Below are 16,825 nucleotides of genomic sequence, written 5' to 3'. Positions count from 1 at the left end.
TAGCAGATCTGACACGAAAGCACCTTAGGCAATAAGTGGAAGAAATACGGCACACAAACAAGCCGGTTTGCCTTGCGGACCGGGCTGGCACTGTGCTGCATTCAGGTATTCATGATAAAGCGGAAACGGTTCCAGCTGCGCACTGGCTGCATGCATACCGGTGGTTAAACTGGATTTTTTAGGATTCATTTAAATTTATTCTGGTTTTTATTGATTGTTCAGTATTGCTCCAATAAACCACACTATAGCCACTGTCATTGAAAACAGCCAAGCACTGCCAGATTATTTATGCGGCAGGTCAAATGAATGGATGTAGCAGGGCAGTAAAACATTTCCAGATGACATGATTTGCCGCCGCGTTTACCGTAGCGTCGGGTTCATGGTGCGGTGCCGGCCGCTTCATTTTGCGATGGCAAGCGACACATCACGCTGCTGCGCATCAGCTTGCGCTGGCTGTCTGCTGCCAGGTCGACAATCCAGCCGCCGGCGGCATTGGACATCAGCAGGGCCACACGCTGCCCCTTCGCTTGCATGATGTCACGATAAACCGTGGCGTCATCGACATGCAGCTGCCCCTGATCAGTGCTAATGCTGTAACTGCTGACAAATACGCTGCCTTTGGCTTCTGGATATTCCCGTCCACCGCCAATCAGGAAGTAGCGTACCTGGCAAAGTCCGGACACCTCGTTTGGCGTATGCGGTCTGGCAGTGGCCGACCAGGATTGCAGCAAGTCCTTGCTGCTTTGCAACCAGCTACTGCAGCCAGCCAGCAGCAGGGTGCCGAGAATGAGTATGGCCCGCATGGGACTCCGGATAATGAGCAATGCCGCTAGCCAGCGGTGTCGGAAGGGTGCATGGCAACACGGATGGCATTGCCGTGTGCCACGTCATGGTTGGCGCATGCTACCGTAAATGTGCTGGTCTGCGGAATGCCTGCTCGTGTAAATCCTGCATGCCGGGGGATGGCTTATTTTCGGGTGCGGGCATGTTTATTGCTGCGCTTTATTCCATCCTGTCACTGACCACGCATGTACAGATCCGATGCCCAGCAACCCATCCTTGCGTCCTGTTTCCCTGCATGCCCAAGCTGCTGCGCACGGTTTTCAACCGGCGGCACTGGAAAACCTGATTCATCATCTTGATGGTATGGCCTACCGTGGTCGGCATGGCCCGGAGCGTCACATGCAGTTTGTCAGCCGTGGTTGCCTGGCTTTGTGCGGTTACAGCGCGGCCCAGCTGACCGCCAGTAGCGGTGGCTGGATGGGGGTGATCCACAAGGATGACCGCCAGGCCGTGGCCGAGGCACTGGCCAGCAGCCTGCGTGGCAATGGCCGTTTTGCCTTGCAGTACCGGATCCGGACTGCAAGCGGCCAACTGCGTCATGTGCGGGAAAGCGGGGTAGCGTCGCCGGACGGCGATGGCATGCTACTGGAAGGCTTCGTGATGGATGTCACCAGCCAGCAGCGCACTATTCGTGCATTGGCGCAGGCCGAGATGCGTTATCGCACCATTTTCGAGCATGCGCAGGAGGGGATATTCCAGAGCAGCAAGACCGGGCGCTACCTGGCAGCCAATCCGGCCCTGGCGCGGCTGTATGGCTATGCCACGCCGGAGGAGCTGATCCTGAATCTGTCTGACATCAGCTGTCAGCTGTATGTGGAAGCGGGCCGGCGCGAGGAATTCCTGCGGCTGATGGAAACCGTGGGTGAGGTGGTGAACTTCGAGTCCGAGGTGTATCGCAAGGATGGCCAGCGCATTTGGATATCGGAGAATGCGCATGTGGTGTCGTCCGAGCATGGCCGTTTTCTGTATTACGAGGGCACGGTGCAGGATATTTCCGAACGCAAGCATTACCAGCAACAGCTGGAAATGCAGGCCAATTTTGACGCACTTACCGGCCTGCCCAACCGCGCCTTGCTGTACGACAGGCTAAAGCAGAGTGTGGCCAGGGCTGCGCGGGCGCAAAGCCGGCTGGCGGTGGTGTTCATCGATCTGGATAACTTCAAGTTCATCAACGACAACCTGGGGCATGACGCGGGCGACCAGTTGCTCAAGACCGTGGCCGGGCGTATTGCCGGCAGCATCCGCAAACTCGATACCGTGGCCAGGCTGGGCGGGGACGAGTTTGTGCTGATTCTGAATGATCTGGATAGCGAGGAGGGCTTGTGGACCTTGCTCGAACGCATCCGGCTCAAGACCAGCCAGCCGGTGCCGCTGCAAGAACACCGCTGTAATGTCAGCGCCAGCATGGGGGTGGCACTCTACCCGCGTGATGGCGTGGATGAGCAGACTTTGCTGCGCCATGCCGATGTGGCCATGTATGCCGCCAAGGCGGCGGGCAAGGATAATCTGCATTTCTTTACCGGCAAGCTGGACCAGCAGTCCGACGAGCGCTTCACCCTGGAGCGCGAAATGCGGCTGGCGCTGGAGCAGGATGATTTCAGCGTGGCCTACCAGCCCAAGTTCGACCGGCACGGCAGGATGGTCGGCGTGGAGGCGCTGGCGCGCTGGCAGCATGCCCAGCTGGGGGCGATCGGGCCGGACCGTTTCATTCCGGTGGCGGAGGAGTGCGGCTTGATCGTGCCGTTGACCATGGCGATCTTGCGCAAGGCCAGCATGGCTATTGCCAGCTGTAACCGGATGGCGGGGCGCAGCATCCGCCTTGCGGTCAATTTGTCGCCACGCTTGTTCGAGCGCGATCACCTGTGTCGCGAACTGGCGGCGGCACTGGCGGACAGTGGCTTGTCACCCGGTTTGCTGGAACTGGAAATTACCGAATCCCTGTTGCTGGGCGATACCGAACACATCATCAGCCAGATGCAGGAATTACAAGCCTGGGGTGCCGAGCTGGCGATGGACGACTTTGGCACTGGTTATTCATCGCTGGCTTATCTGCTGCGCTTTCCGCTGGGCATCATCAAGATAGACCGCAGCCTGGTGGCAGGTATCGAAAGCAATGAGCAGCAACGCATGGTGGTGAGTGCCGTGGTGACGCTGGGGCGCAATCTGGGCAAGACGGTGGTGGCCGAAGGCGTGGAAACGGCAGAGCAATTGCAGCTGCTGCGTGACATGGAATGTTGTCAGTACCAGGGCTTTGGCCTGTCGGTGCCGCTGAGCGAGGCGGCCTTGCACGGCCGCCTGCAGCAGGAAGAAAAAGGTATCGGCTGTGGTGGCTGAGGCCGGCAGGCCGGACCTCAGTCCTGTTGCGCTGCCAGCGCCAGTTGTTGTTGTAGCTGCAGCCAGCCCGGTTCGGCCGCGCTGCCGTCCTTGAGTGCCACGCCGGTGCCACTGCCGCGACCGGCACGAATCAGCCAGGCCAGCTTGTAGGCGGCCAAGGGGTAGGGCAGGCCTTGCGGACGCACATTGGAAATGCAATTACGCGCTGAATCCATGCAGCCCACCCGTGGCGCACTGGTGAGATACACCCCCAGACTGTCTGGCGAGCTCAGACCGGGGCGCTCGCCAATCAGCATCACCACCATCGCCGCCTGCAGGCATTCAGCCACTTCATCGGCCAATGCCACCCGTGCTTCGGTGGCCAGTACGACTGGTCCCACGCGCAAGCCTTGCTCCTGCAACAGTGGCAGGGTGGCGGCAATCAGCGGTACGGCATGGCTGGCCACGGCGCGGGCCGACAAGCCATCCCCCACCACGAACAGCACATCACAGGGTTCCACACCGGCAGCCAGCAGGCTGGCGCGGCTGTCCGGGTGCAGGCGACGGCCCTGGTCCGGCCGTTGCAGATAGGCTGCGCGGCTGGGTGCGGCACTGCGCACATGCAGGCTGGGCAGTTGCAGGTCTTGCAGGGCTGCACTCAGTGCGGACAGCTCCAGTGGCGTGTGTACGGCATCGCGGGCCTGGGCATGGGCCAGGGCAAAGCGCAGGGTTTCGCGTGTGGGCAGGCTGGAACCCACCCGTCCCAGTGCAATGCGTGCCACGGTATGGCTGGCCAGCTCCTGCCAGCTGTCTTCGGTGATGGCGCTGTTGCCGGTGGTGGCCGGGCTGAACGGGGCATTCATCGGAAGGTCTCCATCAATTGCAGCAAGGCTTGCTGGCGGTCTTGGGCTTGCAGTTTGCCGGCACGGGTAATGGCCATGCTCTCCAGCCAGTCTTCAAATTCCGGCGCCCGTTTCAGGCCCAGCAACTGGCGCAGGTAGAGTGCATCGTGAAACGAGGTGCTCTGATAGCCCAGCATGATGTCGTCGGCACCGGGCACGCCAATGATGAAGTGGATACCCGCCGTGCCCAAGAGGGTGAGCAGGCTGTCCATATCGTCCTGGTCGGCTTCGGCATGGTTGGTATAGCAGATGTCGCAACCCATGGGCAGGCCCAGCAGCTTGCCGCAGAAGTGGTCTTCCAGCCCGGCGCGGATGATCTGCTTGCCGTTGTACAGGTATTCCGGACCGATGAAACCCACCACGGTGTTCACCAGCAAGGGTGAAAAATGCCGTGCCACCGCATAGGCGCGCACTTCGCAGGTTTGCTGGTCTACTCCCCAGTGGGCGTTGGCGGACAGCGCACTGCCCTGGCCGGTTTCGAAATACATCACATTGTCGCCTACCGTGCCACGGCGCAGTTCCAGCGCGGCCTGTTGTGCTTCGCCCAGCACTGCCAGATTGATGCCGAAACCGCTATTGGCTTTTTCGGTACCGGCAATCGACTGGAACACCAGATCCACCGGTGCGCCGCGCTGGATCAATTCCAGCGTGCTGGTGACGTGGGTCAGCACACAGCTTTGGGTGGGGATGGCATAGCGCTGGCGTACTTCATCCATCATCGCCAGCATGGTGTGGATGGCTTCCGGGCTGTCGCTGGCCGGGTTGATGCCGATCACTGCATCGCCAGCGCCGTACAGCAAGCCGTCCAGCATGGCGGCGGCGATGCCGCGCGCGTCGTCGGTGGGGTGGTTGGGCTGCAGGCGCACGCCCATGTGGCCGGGCAGGCCCTGGGTATTGCGAAAGCGGGTGATCACCCGGCATTTGCTGGCCACCCAGATCAGGTCCTGGTTGCGCATCAGCTTGCTGACGGCGGACACCATTTCCGGTGTCAGGCCGGGTGCTACGGCGGCCAGGGTGCTGCTGTTGGCGGCATCGGACAGCAGCCAGTCGCGCAGGCCGCCCACGGTCAGGTGGCGGATGGGGGCGAAGGCGTGGGCGTCGTGGCTGTCGATGATCAGGCGGCTGACTTCGTCCTGTTCGTAAGGAATCAGCAGCTCTTGCAAGAAGGTGGTGAGTGGCACGTCGGCCAGACACATTTGTGCCGCCACACGCTCTTCGGCGCTGCTGGCGGCAATCCCGGCCAGCTGGTCGCCCGAACGCAGGGGCGTGGCGCGAGCCAGCAGGGTTTTCAGGTCGTCAAACTGGTAACGGCGCGGGCCGATGGTGATGGCGTAGGACATGGTTTACCGGGGTGTGCCGGGCACACCCCGCCTCTGCTTATTTGCTGCGGGCAACAGCCGGTTTCAGAGTGGTGGCATCGCCACCTTCCAGCAGATGATCGCTGGCGGCAGAAGCACGCTGGCGATGCGTCAGCAGGTAGTAGGCATAGGCCACGGCCAGGCTGCCGGCAAAAATCAGCGCCAGCAACTGGTTGTACCAGATCATGGCCACCAGGCATACCACCGCGCAGGCCAGTGCCAGGCCAGGCAGCAGCGGGTAGGCCGGTGCGCTGAACGGGCGGGCCAGGGTGGGCTCGCTGCGGCGCAGTTTGAACAGGGCCAGCATGGACACGATGTACATCACGATGGCACCGAACACCGACAGGGTGACGATGTTGGCGGTCAGCGGCTGACCGGCAATCTGGATCAGGTCGTCACTGAAAATGGCGGCAATGCCGACAATCCCGCCCACGATGATGGCGCGATGCGGCGTCTTGAAACGCGGGTGGATGACAGCCAGCATCGGCGGCAGATAACCGGCACGGGCCAGCGCGAAGATCTGGCGCGAATAGCCCATGATGATGCCGTGGAAGCTGGCAATCAGGCCCAGGAGGCCCAGCCATACCAGCATGTGCAGCCAGCCGCTGTTGCTGCCCACGATCAGCTTCATTGCCTGCGGCAGCGGGTCGTTGATGTTGGCCAGCTTGCTCCAGTCACCGGCACCGCCTGCCATGATCATCACGCCCATGGCCAGCGCCACCAGGGTGAGGATGCCGGCTACATAGGCGCGCGGAATGGTGCGGCTGGGGTCCTTGGCTTCCTCGGCGGCCATGGCAGCGCCTTCGATGGCCAGGAAGAACCAGATGGCAAACGGAATGGCAGCAAACATGCCACCGATGGCGCTCAGACTGAAGCTGTCGCTACCAGCCCAGCCATGGTGGGTGAAGTTGTCCCAGCTGAAGCCCGGCGATACCACGCCCATGAACAGCAGCAGTTCAAAGATGGCCAGCAGGGTGACTACCAGCTCGAAAGCTGCGGCCACGCTGACACCCACGATATTCAGCGCCATGAACACGATGTAGGCGCCACAGGCAATCCACTTGGCGCTCAGCTCGGGAAACTGCACGTTCAGGTAGGCGCCAATGGCCAGCGCAATGGCCGGCGGAGCAAACACGAATTCGCACAAGGTGGCATAACCGGCCAGAAAGCCGCCAACAGGGCCAAAGGCGCGGCGGGCATAGGCAAACGGGCCGCCCGCATGCGGAATGGCGGTGGTCAGCTCGGTAAAGCTGAAAATGAAGGCGGTATACATGATGGCGACAAACACCGAGCTGAGCAGAAAGCCCAGCGTACCGGCCTGGGCCCAGCCATAGCTCCAGCCGAAGTATTCTCCCGAGATCACCAGCCCGACGGCGATCCCCCATAGTTGCCAGCCGCCCAGCTTGCGCGCCAGGCCGTGATTGCTGTTGCTCATGACATTTCCTCTTTTTTGACTCACTTCTCCCTGCCCGGTGCATTGGCTCCGGGGCCTGACAAGCATGCTAGGCAGGGTGTGGCGGTGGCCGTTATCGAAAATCGGAAAACAGCAAAGCCGTCCGTGACAGCCAACTGCCGCCGCGCGTGTCTGAGAGCGACAGTTTTGCAAGCGGCATGCCAGCTGTGGGCTGCCTGATAGTGCAGAGTGTGGCAATTTTTGCTGTGAATCAGCACCGTGATGAGGCATGCAAGCCCCGTGTTTGCACCGTGACGGTGAAATTTCCGATTTATGACAGCAAGAAGTCGCAAATACGCAGGCAAAGCTGGTGTGTTTCTTGCTATATCCTTGCAGATCAATGTATTGGGAGCCGCACATGGACCCGCTAAGCCAAGGATTGTCCCTGCAGTTTGTTACCCGTCTGGCGGATGACGCGGCGGATCAGGCCGCCTTCATCAGCGGCTGGGAGCAGGATTACGCGCAGATTTCCTGTGGCCGTTTTTCCGGGCGGCTGGATGAGCTGTGCCTGGGACGCTTGCAGGTGTTCCGTGAATATTCGGCCCGCGAAACCTACCAGCAATGCCAGCCCTGGCGTGGAGCCATCTGGTTTGGCATACCGGCACCGGGCAGTGGTGAGCGCTTGCGCTTTCATGGCCGCAGCGTGCCGCCTTCCGCCGTGCTGGTGGCCATGGGCGGCAGTGACTTCACCTTGCGCACGCCGGACGACTTCACCATTTACGGCATCGTGCTGGAGCAGGAAGTGTTGGCCTCACGTCATCAGCAACTGTTTGGCCGTGACTTGCCTGCGCACTGGCTGCAAAGCGCTGCGGTACGCCTGCCCGAAGCCAGCCACCGGCTGCTGTGCGGCCAGATTTACGAGCTGCTGGCGCTGGCGCGGCAAACGCCGGACAGCATTGGCCGCCAATTGCTGCTGGATTGTTCGGTGGATGCCTTGCTGCTGGCCTTGAGCGAAGGACAGGCGGAGGCTTCACCAAGGCGTGAGGGCAGCAGTCAGCGCCATTGGCAATGGGTGGAGCAAGCGCGGCAGCGGGCGCTGCAACCAGCCAGCCAGTGGCTGACGGTGGAAGGCTTGTGTCGGGAATTACATGTGACCCGCCGCACTCTGCAAAACGGGTTTCAGGAAGTCACGGCCATGAGCCCGCTGCCATTCTTGCGTGCATTGCGGCTGAATCAGGTGCGCCGTCTGCTGCGCTCGCCACAGGGCAGTGCCGACAGCATTCAGCAGCTGGCGGAAGATTGGGGCTTTGCCAGCCCCAGCCATTTCACCTACGACTACCGCCGCCTGTTTGGCGAAACCCCCAGCCAGACCCGTCAGCAACCGCTGCGCCTGAATACTTTCAGGCTGGACGCGGCTTGAGCTGTTGCTGGGCCAGCATGCCCACCCGGGTGAGGGCGGCGACATAGCGCTCGTCCAGCGGGTAGCAGCAGGACAGGCGCATGGCATTGCGGTAGCGCCCGCCGGGTGAATACAAGGGCCCGGGCATGATGCTGATGTTCTCGGCAATGGCGGCATGGAACAGCGCCACGCTGTCGCAGCCGTCGGGTAGTTCCAGCCAGATCAGAAAACCGCCGGCCGGGTCGGTGGCGCGCGTGCCGGGCGGGAAGTGACGGGCAATCAAACCGCGCACTTTTTCCACATGCTGGGCGTAATGGCGCTTGAGCGCGCGCAGATGGTGGTCGTAGCCGCCGGATTCCAGAAACGCCCCCAGCGTTTCCGACAGCACCATGGGCTGGGCGACGGAAGACGCAAATTTCAGCTTGCGTAGCGCTGCGCCAAAGCGCCCGCCTTCCATCCAGCCGATGCGGAAATCCGGTGCCAGCGTCTTGGTATAGCTGGTACAGAAGATGATCCAGCCGTCTTCATCAAAGGCCTTGGCCGCCGGGGCCTGGGTGTCGCTGAATTGCAACTCGGCATACAGCCCGTCCTCGATCAACGGCACCTGATAGTGATTCACCAGCCGCGCCAGCCGCTTTTTGGCCTCCAGCGGCATGCTGCAACCCAGCGGATTGTGCACATTGGGCATGGCCACCAGTGCGCTGATACGCCCTTCGGACAGCAGCAGCTCCACTGCATCCACCGAAATGCCGTGCTGCGGGTCGGTGGGAATCTCCACGGCTTTCAGACCCAGGCTGGCAAACAGTGGCAGCAAGTTGAAATAGGTGGGCGATTCCAGCCCTACCGCGTCGCCCGGTTTGGTGACGGCGCGCAATGCCAGTTGCAATGCCTCCATGCAGCCATTGGTCAGGATGATGTTTTCCGCCTGCAAGGCCATGCCCAGCTCCAGGCTGCGGCGGGCAATCTGCACCCGCAGCCGCTCGGAACCGGGAGGCAGGGCGTAAGTGCTGACCATGCCGGGCTGACGCCGCAGGATCTGCCCCATCAGCCTGGCCAGTTTGTTGCCGGGGTAGAAGTCGCTGCCACGCGGGCAGGCCAGCGCCAAGTCGATGAAGCCGGGGGTTTGCTGCGCATCCAGCACCGCGCCGATCAAATCCAGCACCTTGCTTTCGGTCGGCTTGGCCACACTGCTTTGCGTCATGGCCGGGCGGGCGGGGGAGGGCAGCCTGGCCCGCACGTAATAACCGGACTGGGGCCGCGCCTCGATCAACCCGCGGTCTTCCAGCACCCGGTAAGCCGCCACCACCGTGTTCAGGCTCAGTTGCCTGCTTTGCGAGGTGCGCCGTACCGAGGGCAGGCGCGAGCCGGGCGGCAAGGTGCCACGGGCAATGGCCAGCGACAGGTCTTCCGCCAGCTGTTGGTACAAGGTGGCATTGGCGCTTGGGCTGTGGGGCAGGTTTTCGGGTGGCATGGTGCATGTTCCGGGCAAGACTGAGGCATGGATCAACAATGCCGCAGCAGCGTGGCTGGCGACAGTGACAGTGCTCATCATAGTGTGTGGTGACAGTTGGGGTAAACCGCTCACTGTCACCATCACAATAGTGAATTGTTGAATCTGTCACCATCTGGCTCACTCGCCTTAGCATGATGAAGACGCATCACCAACCCGGTCGATGCATTGCCATGAGGAGCCCTGACATGCTGGAGTTTGCCCTGATGTCTTATGTGGGGGTGATGTCCATCACGCCCGGTCCCAACAACCTGATGCTGGCCACCTCCGGCGTCAACTATGGCTTTCGCCGCACCCTGCCGCACATGCTGGGCATCAGCATCGGCTGTTCGGCGCAGGTGTTCATTACCGCCTGTTTGCTGGCCTGGGCCTTACAATGGATACAGGCGGCTCGTTTGCCACTGGCGGTGGCCGGCTGTATTTATCTGCTGTACCTGTCGTGGAAAATTAGCCGTTCCGCTGCGCCGGAGGGGGGACAAAACGGCAAACCGATGAGCTTTCTGGCGGCGGCCTTGTTCCAGTGGGTCAATCCCAAAGCCTGGGTGATGGTGCTTAATGCCTCCATCCTGTTCATGCCGGCAGCGGCGGAAACCCGGCTGAGCGCCGCCCTCCTGATGGCGCTGGTGTTTGCCGTGGTCAACCTGCCCTGTATCAGCTTGTGGGCCTGGATGGGCGAGCGGCTGCGCCATCTGCTCAGCGGGCCGCGCGGCCTGATGCTGTTCAATCTGCTGATGGGACTGTTGATGGCGGGAACCGCACTGTATTTGTTGCTGGACGAAGTGCAACACGCCTGGCCGGGCATGCTGTGATGCCTGATGTCCTGATTTGACAGTATCTTGTCTGGCCGCTGCATTCTGCATGGTGTTGAGTGTGCCTAGACTGTGTCCATCAACTGCAACAGGGAGTGAATGACATGGACGCAAACAAGGCAGCACTATTGGTGATTGATGTGCAGGATTCCTTCTTGCAGCGCGACTACTGGGACGAAACAGCCTTGCCGATGTTTCGCCAGCATGTGCTGGCACTGATTGCCGGGGCGCGGGCGGCGGGTGTGCCGGTGCTGTATGTACTGCACGAGGATGGCGACGGCCCATTTGCTGCGGCGTCCGGCCTGGTGCGGCCCATGGCCTGGCTACCGGCCAATCCGGATGCCATCTTCATCAAACACGTGCACAATGCCATGCTGGATTCCGGCTTGCAGCCCTGGCTGGCCGAGCGTGGCATCGGCAAGTTGCTGGTGTCGGGCATCCGCACCGAACAGTGCTGCGAAACCACCACCCGGGTGGCGTCCGATCTCGGTTTTGCGGTGGAGTTTGTCAGCGAAGCCACGCTCACCTTTGCCATGCGCCACCCGCTCAACGGCAAGCTGTACAGCGCGGATGAAATCCGGGAAAAAACCGAGCTGGTGCTGGCCGGGCGTTTTGCCGACATCGTCACGGTGGAACAGGCGCTGGCGCGGCTGTAGACGATTCATTTATCCGGCAGGCCATGGCGGCCTGCTGCTGTTTTGGAGCAAGCTTCATGCCCTTGAAGGATGTTTTGCAGGCGCTGGCCATCGTGCTGATCTGGGGCGTCAATTTCGTGGTGATCAAGTACGGGGTGGCCGACGTGCCGCCCTTGTTGCTGGGAGCGCTGCGCTTCATGCTGGCGGCTTTTCCGGCGGTGCTGCTGGTGCGCCGGCCCAAGCTCCCCTGGGGCTGGGTGGCGGCGTATGGCTTGAGCGTGGGCGTGGGGCAGTTTGCCTTTTTGTTCTCCGCCATCAAGCTGGGCATGCCAGCCGGGCTCGCCTCGGTGGTATTGCAGTCGCAAGCCTTCTTTACCCTGATTCTGGCCGGGCTGATGCTGCATGAGCGCTGGCAGGCGGCGCAAATCCTGGGCCTGCTGTGTGCCTGTGCCGGGCTGGCGCTGATCGGTCTGGCCAAGGGTGGCAGCATGACGGCCATCGGTTTTGGCCTGACGCTGGCGGCGGCGTTCTGCTGGGCCTCGTCCAACATCATCGTGCGCTTGATGGGCAAGGCCGGGCACAAGGTGGAGCCGCTCAATCTGGTGGTGTGGTCCAGCCTGGTGCCGCCGCTGCCGTATCTGGCGCTGTCCTGGTGGCTGGAAGGGCCGCAACGCATGGAAATTGCCCTGCGGCATTTTTCCATCGGCTCTTTCCTGGCGGTGGCGTATCTGGCCTTCATGGCCACCTTGCTGGGTTATGGCATGTGGAGCCGCCTGCTCAGCCGTCATCCGGCCAATAAAGTCGCGCCTTTCTCGCTGCTGGTGCCGGTGGTGGGCGTGCTCACCTCCGCGCTGTTGCTGGGCGAGAGGCTGAGCCTGTTACAGGCTGCAGGCAGCGTGCTGTTGCTGGCCGGACTGGTGGTGAATGTGTTCGGCGGCATGCTGCTGGCGCGCTGGCGGCGCGGGGTGGTGGCCCATGGCACTTGATGTCTGGTTTGTGCTGCCGCCGCGCTTCATGCTGCTGGACTTTGCCGGCCCGGCTGAAGCGTTTCGCATTGCCACCGAATTCGGTGCGCCGTTCCGGCTGCACTATGCAGCCTGTGACACCGCAACGCAGTGTTCGCTTGGCCTGCCTGTGGGCGGGCTACAGCCTTTGCCCCGGCAGCTGCCAGAGGGCAGCCTGATTCTGATTCCCGGTGCCGACTGCTCAGCCGAAGCTTACGCCATGCCGGAAGCGCAGCAGATTGTCAGCTGGCTGTCCACCGGCTTTCAGCCGCAGCACCATCAACTGGCCACCATTTGTTCGGCTGCCTTGCTGGCCGGCATGGCCGGTTTGCTGGCACAGCGTCAATGCACCACCCATCACAGCCTGATCGAACGGCTGCGCCAGACCGACAACAGCGCTCAGGTGCTGGAAAACCGCGTGTTCGTGCAGGATGGCAGTGTGTGGACCAGTGCGGGCATCACCGCCGGTATCGACCTTGCCTTGCAACTGATCAGCCAGCTGGCCGGTGCCGCTACGGCGCGGGACGTGGCGCGCGAGATGGTGGTGTATTTCCGCCGTGCCGGTCAGGATGCCCAGCTCTCTCCGTGGCTGGCCCATCGCAATCATCTGCATCCAGCAGTACACAAGGTGCAGGACCTGATAGCTGCCCGGCCAGAGCAGGACTGGAGCCTGTCGACACTGGCCGATCAGGTGCATGTCAGCGTGCGGCATTTGTCCCGTTTGTTCCGCGAACATGCCGGTGTGTCGGTGCACGATTACCATTTGGGCCTGCGTGCCGCGCTGGCCGGACAATGGCGGGCCAGCGGCCTGTCCAAGGAAAAGGCCGCGCTGGCCGCCGGTTTTTCCTCGGCACGGCAGTGGCAGCGGGTACAGCAGGCAGCGTCGGCGTCTTGACGAAAATTAACTAAAGTTAACCTTGATGCTGTCGATATAATGCTGACGCTACGCCCGCGTGCGCCTGCCTTTGTCCCAAGAACAAGTAGAAATGGTCACCGTCATGAACACCTGCACTCGTCATTTGGCCGCCGTATCCCTGTTGCTGGGTCTGACTGCCTGTGCCTCGGCCAGCCAGCCCGTCGCCGAAGCACCGCGCGTTGCGCCCGAACCTGCTGCCAGCAATACCGCGTTTACCGGCGTGGGCTATGCCGGTGCCGGTATCGAGCCGGAAGCCACCCGGGTGGTGGTGAAAGAGGTCAACCCCAATGCGCCCATCGTGATCCGTGCCACGGGTAGCGGGGCGGCACCGTATTCCTCTTCCCTGACGCCTTCCCAGCGCAAGCTGCTGTCCATGCGTGCCGCCCGGCTGGATGCCTTTCGTTCCATTGCCGAACAAGTGCAGGGCCTGAAGCTGGTGGGTAACAGCTCGGTGGCCAATATGGTGGCCACCAGCGACGGCTTCCGCACCTATGTGGATGCTTATTTGCGCGGCGTGCATCTGGTGTCCACCACCATGCAGCCGGACGGCACCAGTGAAGCCGTGGCGGAAATCACCCTGGATCAGGATTTCTACAAGCAATACAAGAACGCGCTGGAAAAAACTGGTAGTGTGATGAAGGCCGCGCAACAAAATGGCGTGGCCGGTCTGGAGTGTGCCGAAGGCAACTGCGGTGCCACCCGTTACGAAAGCAATTACTACGTAGCCCACTGATGATGACACGGCGTGTTTACCGCTTGATAGCCGCCCTTGTGGCGGCTTTTGCATTCTCTGCCCCGCTGCTGGCAGCGCCCATCGTGGCCGAAGGCGTGGCCGACATGGAAGCCGGCAGCCCGGCAGCCCGCGAAATGGCCATCCGCGATGCCCTGCAGCAGGCCGCCATCAGCAATGGCGCCGAACTGCAATCGCTGCAACTGGTGCAATCCGGCAATCTCAGCGAAAGCAGTGTGCTGTCTGCCCCCGCGCTGCAAGGCAAGGTGAAGGTCCTGCAGGAATACAGCCGTGACGGCATGTATCACGTGCGGTTGAGCATAGACCCGCAAGCCAGTGCCGCCGGTCCGGTAGGTAGTGCGCCCACCCCGGCGCAGAACGCCAGCTGTGGCATGCCGGCAGGCCGTACCCTGCGCCGCAAATTGCTGACTACCTACTTTTATGTGGTAAACCCGTCCGAAGCCAATGATTTGCGCAATCTGGCCACCGCGTTGCCAACCGACCTGGCGCGCCGCTTGCGCCAGCAAAGCCAGTTTGAGGTACGCAATGCCGGGCATCTGACTGTGCTGAGCAATATGGCGGCGGACGAACCGATGGCCGGCTGGGACACCGTGCGTGAACTGGGGCGGCGTGAGGATGTGCAGTTCGTGGTGGCCGGTAGGGTGCTGTCCACCGGTGTGGTGGCCAAAGGTGTGCAGCACTCCATGTTTGAATCCAACAAAACCAGCCAGCAAGGCGCGTACTACACCGGCCCGCTGGCGGGGATGTTCGGGCAGGCCTTCAAATATGCGCCGACCGCACGGCAGTTCGATCTGGAAGTGTGGGTTTACGATGCCCTGACCGGTGCCGTGCTGGCCGACCAGCGCGTCAGTCAGGTTGCCCGCGGCAAGGTGGTGCCACAGCTGCCGGTGGATTTTGCCACGGCCGCGTTCTGGGAAGGGGATTATGGCCGGGTAGTGGATGCGCTGCTGGATCAGACCACCCGTCAACTGGGTGAGGTGCTCAGTTGCATTCCACTATCCGCCAAGGTGGTGAAGGTGGAGGATGGCCGTCAGGTGTTCATCAATGCCGGTGGGCTGGATGGCATGAAGGTGGGCGACCAGATGCTGCTGTATAAACCGCGCTCGGCACAGATTGTGCGCAGTGGCGGCGGCGTGCGGGAACTGGGTGTGCCGGAAGACCTGTCCGGCACCATCACCCTGACTCAGGTGCAGCCCAATTTTTCCATTGCCCAGGTGCAAAGTGCCCGGCTCAAGGTGGAGGAGGGCGATTACGTCCGCTTCATGACCCGGCGCTGAGCTGACAAAAAAGCCCCGCACTTTGCGGGGCTTTTTACTGGTCAGGGCGTCCTCAGGCCTGCTCGGCAAACTTCAGCAGTGCATCACCCGCCAGACGGTATTTCACCCATTCGGCCTGGGCGGCAGCACCAAACGACTCGTAAAAATCAATGGCTGGCTGGTTCCAGTCCAGCACGCTCCATTCGAAACGGCCACAGCCGCGGGCCACCGCCAGCTGCGCCAGGTGACGCAACAGCTTTTTGCCGGCACCGCTGCCGCGTGACGCCGGGGTGATATACAGGTCTTCCAGATACAGGCCGGACTTGCCCTGCCAGGTGGAGTAATTGAAGAAATACACCGCATAGCCCACCGGCTGCTCGTCCTGAAGGCAGATCAGGCCATGGGCGGTGCTGTCCGGGCCGAACAGCGACTGTTCGATATCGGCCACACTGGCTACCACTTCCTGCTCGGCCTTTTCATAAATGGCCAGTTCGCGGATATAGCCCAGAATCAGCGCGGCATCGGCGCGGGTGGCAGGGCGAATTTCTATGGTCACAAGCAACTCCTGGTTCGAGCGGAACAAGCCGCTGCAAGATGGCAACTGCAATGAAAAAGGCCGGTTGCCCGGCCCTGTGTTTATGCCTGCAAGGTTCAACCTGCCAGCCAGTTACCCGGGTGAGATTCCAGCCAGGTCTTGATGCTGCGTGCGTCATTGACGCGGGCAGAGTTGCCGCCGGCGGCCAGCAGCACGATGATCAGCGGCTGTGAGCCCACGGTTGTCTGCATCACCATGCAGCGGCCGGCTTCCTGAATGTAACCGGTTTTCTGGATGCTGATGTCCCAGTTGCCTTCGCGCACCAGTGCATTGCTGTTGCGGTACTGCAGTACGCGGTTGCGTACCGATACAATTTGGTGCTCCGGCGTGGTGGTAAACGCGCGGATCAGCGGATAGTTATGCGCAGCCTTTACCATGCGCGCCAGGTCATTCGCGGTGGACGTGTTGCGCAGGTCCAGGCCGGTCGGGTCGTAGAACACTGTTTCGTTCATGCCCAGGCTGCGTGCCTTCTTGTTCATGCGCTCGACAAAAGCCGCAGTACCACCCGGCAGAGCGGTGCGCGCCAGCGTGGCAGCAGCACGGTTTTCCGATGACATCAGCGCCAGCAGCAACATTTCCTTGCGCGACAGGGTGGTGCCCACCGCCAGACGCGAAGTGGTGTTCTTCAGGCGGTCGATTTCCGCATCGGAAACCGATACCTCCTGATCCAGCGACACCCCGGAATCCAGCAGCACCATGGCTGTCATCAGCTTGGTGATGGAGGCAATGGGCATGCGTTGATGGATGTTCTTTTCGTACAGCGGTTCACCCGAGTTGCCATTCAAAACCAGCACCGAATGCGAATTCAGGCGTGGAACGGCATGGTTGGCCATCTGGCTGGCAACCATGACGCCAGCAGGTGGCGCGGCCACTGCCGGCATCGCCAGGGCGGCGGAAACCAGCAGGGCGGCAAATTTTCTCAGCATAAGAGATACACTCCCGTGTCTTGTCGTTGGAGATACAGCCTTGCAGAAACGCCTGTCACCACCATGTTGATGGGCAAGGATTCTTCATCTCGGCTCGTGATCGGGTTGCCTACATTTTAAACAATGTTTTGCCTCTGTGGCAGGCAATTTCACAGATAAAAATCAATGATGCGCCGGGAGTGAGTTCATCCTGTTATCGGCGTAAAATCGTCTCA

At 61.5% G+C, this 16,825-nt stretch carries 15 protein-coding genes; 8 read left to right on the top strand and 7 right to left on the bottom strand.

The window, feature by feature from the left end; all coding sequences use genetic code 11:
• Positions 1-377: 377 nt before the first annotated feature.
• Positions 378-803: a hypothetical protein gene (locus tag HWX34_RS00800; RefSeq protein ID WP_178970527.1), complete on the bottom strand. Its 426-nt coding sequence runs from the start codon at positions 801-803 to the stop codon at positions 378-380.
• Between the two features lie 256 nt (positions 804-1,059).
• Between HWX34_RS00800 and HWX34_RS00795 the strand changes: the two genes are divergently transcribed.
• The gene (locus HWX34_RS00795; RefSeq protein ID WP_178970526.1) at positions 1,060-3,177 is read left to right on the top strand and encodes a bifunctional diguanylate cyclase/phosphodiesterase; all 2,118 of its coding nucleotides are present in this window, start codon (positions 1,060-1,062) and stop codon (positions 3,175-3,177) included.
• A gap of 17 nt (positions 3,178-3,194) precedes the next feature.
• Here the strand turns inward: HWX34_RS00795 and eutC are convergent, their stop codons facing one another.
• Genes eutC through eat form a run of 3 tightly spaced genes read right to left on the bottom strand, consistent with a single transcriptional unit; the run spans position 3,195 to position 6,851 of the window.
• Positions 3,195-4,019 carry an ethanolamine ammonia-lyase subunit EutC gene (eutC, locus tag HWX34_RS00790; protein ID WP_178970525.1) on the bottom strand — a complete coding sequence of 275 codons (825 nt, stop codon included), beginning with the start codon at positions 4,017-4,019 and terminating at the stop codon, positions 3,195-3,197.
• A complete protein-coding gene (locus HWX34_RS00785) occupies positions 4,016-5,398 on the bottom strand; it encodes an ethanolamine ammonia-lyase subunit EutB (protein ID WP_178970524.1) in 1,383 nt (460 codons plus the stop codon). The genes eutC and HWX34_RS00785 overlap by 4 nt, the downstream gene beginning before the upstream one ends.
• A gap of 37 nt (positions 5,399-5,435) precedes the next feature.
• Complete coding sequence (gene eat / locus HWX34_RS00780; RefSeq protein WP_178970523.1) at positions 5,436-6,851, bottom strand: ethanolamine permease; 1,416 nt, start codon at positions 6,849-6,851, stop codon at positions 5,436-5,438.
• A gap of 376 nt (positions 6,852-7,227) precedes the next feature.
• Between eat and HWX34_RS00775 the strand changes: the two genes are divergently transcribed.
• Entirely contained in the window at positions 7,228-8,229 is a 1,002-nt protein-coding gene (locus HWX34_RS00775) for a helix-turn-helix domain-containing protein (RefSeq protein WP_178970522.1), read from the top strand.
• Here HWX34_RS00775 and HWX34_RS00770 read toward each other — a convergent pair.
• On the bottom strand, positions 8,210-9,679 hold the full coding sequence (locus tag HWX34_RS00770) for a PLP-dependent aminotransferase family protein (RefSeq protein WP_178970521.1): 1,470 nt from the start codon (positions 9,677-9,679) through the stop codon (positions 8,210-8,212). The genes HWX34_RS00775 and HWX34_RS00770 overlap by 20 nt on opposite strands.
• A gap of 227 nt (positions 9,680-9,906) precedes the next feature.
• Between HWX34_RS00770 and HWX34_RS00765 the strand changes: the two genes are divergently transcribed.
• From HWX34_RS00765 to HWX34_RS00740, 6 genes are all read left to right on the top strand, one after another.
• Positions 9,907-10,527: a LysE family translocator gene (locus HWX34_RS00765; RefSeq protein WP_178970520.1), complete on the top strand. Its 621-nt coding sequence runs from the start codon at positions 9,907-9,909 to the stop codon at positions 10,525-10,527.
• Between the two features lie 104 nt (positions 10,528-10,631).
• Complete coding sequence (locus HWX34_RS00760; RefSeq protein WP_178970519.1) at positions 10,632-11,183, top strand: isochorismatase family protein; 552 nt, start codon at positions 10,632-10,634, stop codon at positions 11,181-11,183.
• A 56-nt stretch (positions 11,184-11,239) separates the two neighbouring features.
• Complete coding sequence (locus tag HWX34_RS00755; RefSeq protein ID WP_178970518.1) at positions 11,240-12,148, top strand: EamA family transporter; 909 nt, start codon at positions 11,240-11,242, stop codon at positions 12,146-12,148.
• Positions 12,138-13,061: a GlxA family transcriptional regulator gene (locus tag HWX34_RS00750; protein WP_178970517.1), complete on the top strand. Its 924-nt coding sequence runs from the start codon at positions 12,138-12,140 to the stop codon at positions 13,059-13,061. Before HWX34_RS00755 ends, HWX34_RS00750 begins: the two co-directional genes overlap by 11 nt.
• A 103-nt stretch (positions 13,062-13,164) precedes the next feature.
• Positions 13,165-13,815, top strand: a complete 651-nt coding sequence (locus HWX34_RS00745; RefSeq protein WP_178970516.1) for an LPP20 family lipoprotein — start codon at positions 13,165-13,167, stop codon at positions 13,813-13,815.
• A complete protein-coding gene (locus tag HWX34_RS00740) occupies positions 13,815-15,110 on the top strand; it encodes a flagellar assembly protein T N-terminal domain-containing protein (RefSeq protein WP_255496514.1) in 1,296 nt (431 codons plus the stop codon). Before HWX34_RS00745 ends, HWX34_RS00740 begins: the two co-directional genes overlap by 1 nt.
• Before the next feature lie 52 nt (positions 15,111-15,162).
• Here the strand turns inward: HWX34_RS00740 and HWX34_RS00735 are convergent, their stop codons facing one another.
• Complete coding sequence (locus tag HWX34_RS00735; protein WP_178970515.1) at positions 15,163-15,645, bottom strand: GNAT family N-acetyltransferase; 483 nt, start codon at positions 15,643-15,645, stop codon at positions 15,163-15,165.
• A gap of 95 nt (positions 15,646-15,740) precedes the next feature.
• A complete protein-coding gene (locus tag HWX34_RS00730; RefSeq protein ID WP_178970514.1) occupies positions 15,741-16,610 on the bottom strand; it encodes a serine hydrolase in 870 nt (289 codons plus the stop codon).
• Positions 16,611-16,825: the final 215 nt, after the last annotated feature.

Source organism: Aquitalea sp. LB_tupeE (assembly GCF_013391415.1).
Taxonomy (GTDB): Bacteria; Pseudomonadota; Gammaproteobacteria; order Burkholderiales; family Chromobacteriaceae; genus Aquitalea.
Note: the sequence above shows the minus strand (reverse complement) of the source record. Positions and strands in the feature narration are given on the sequence as shown.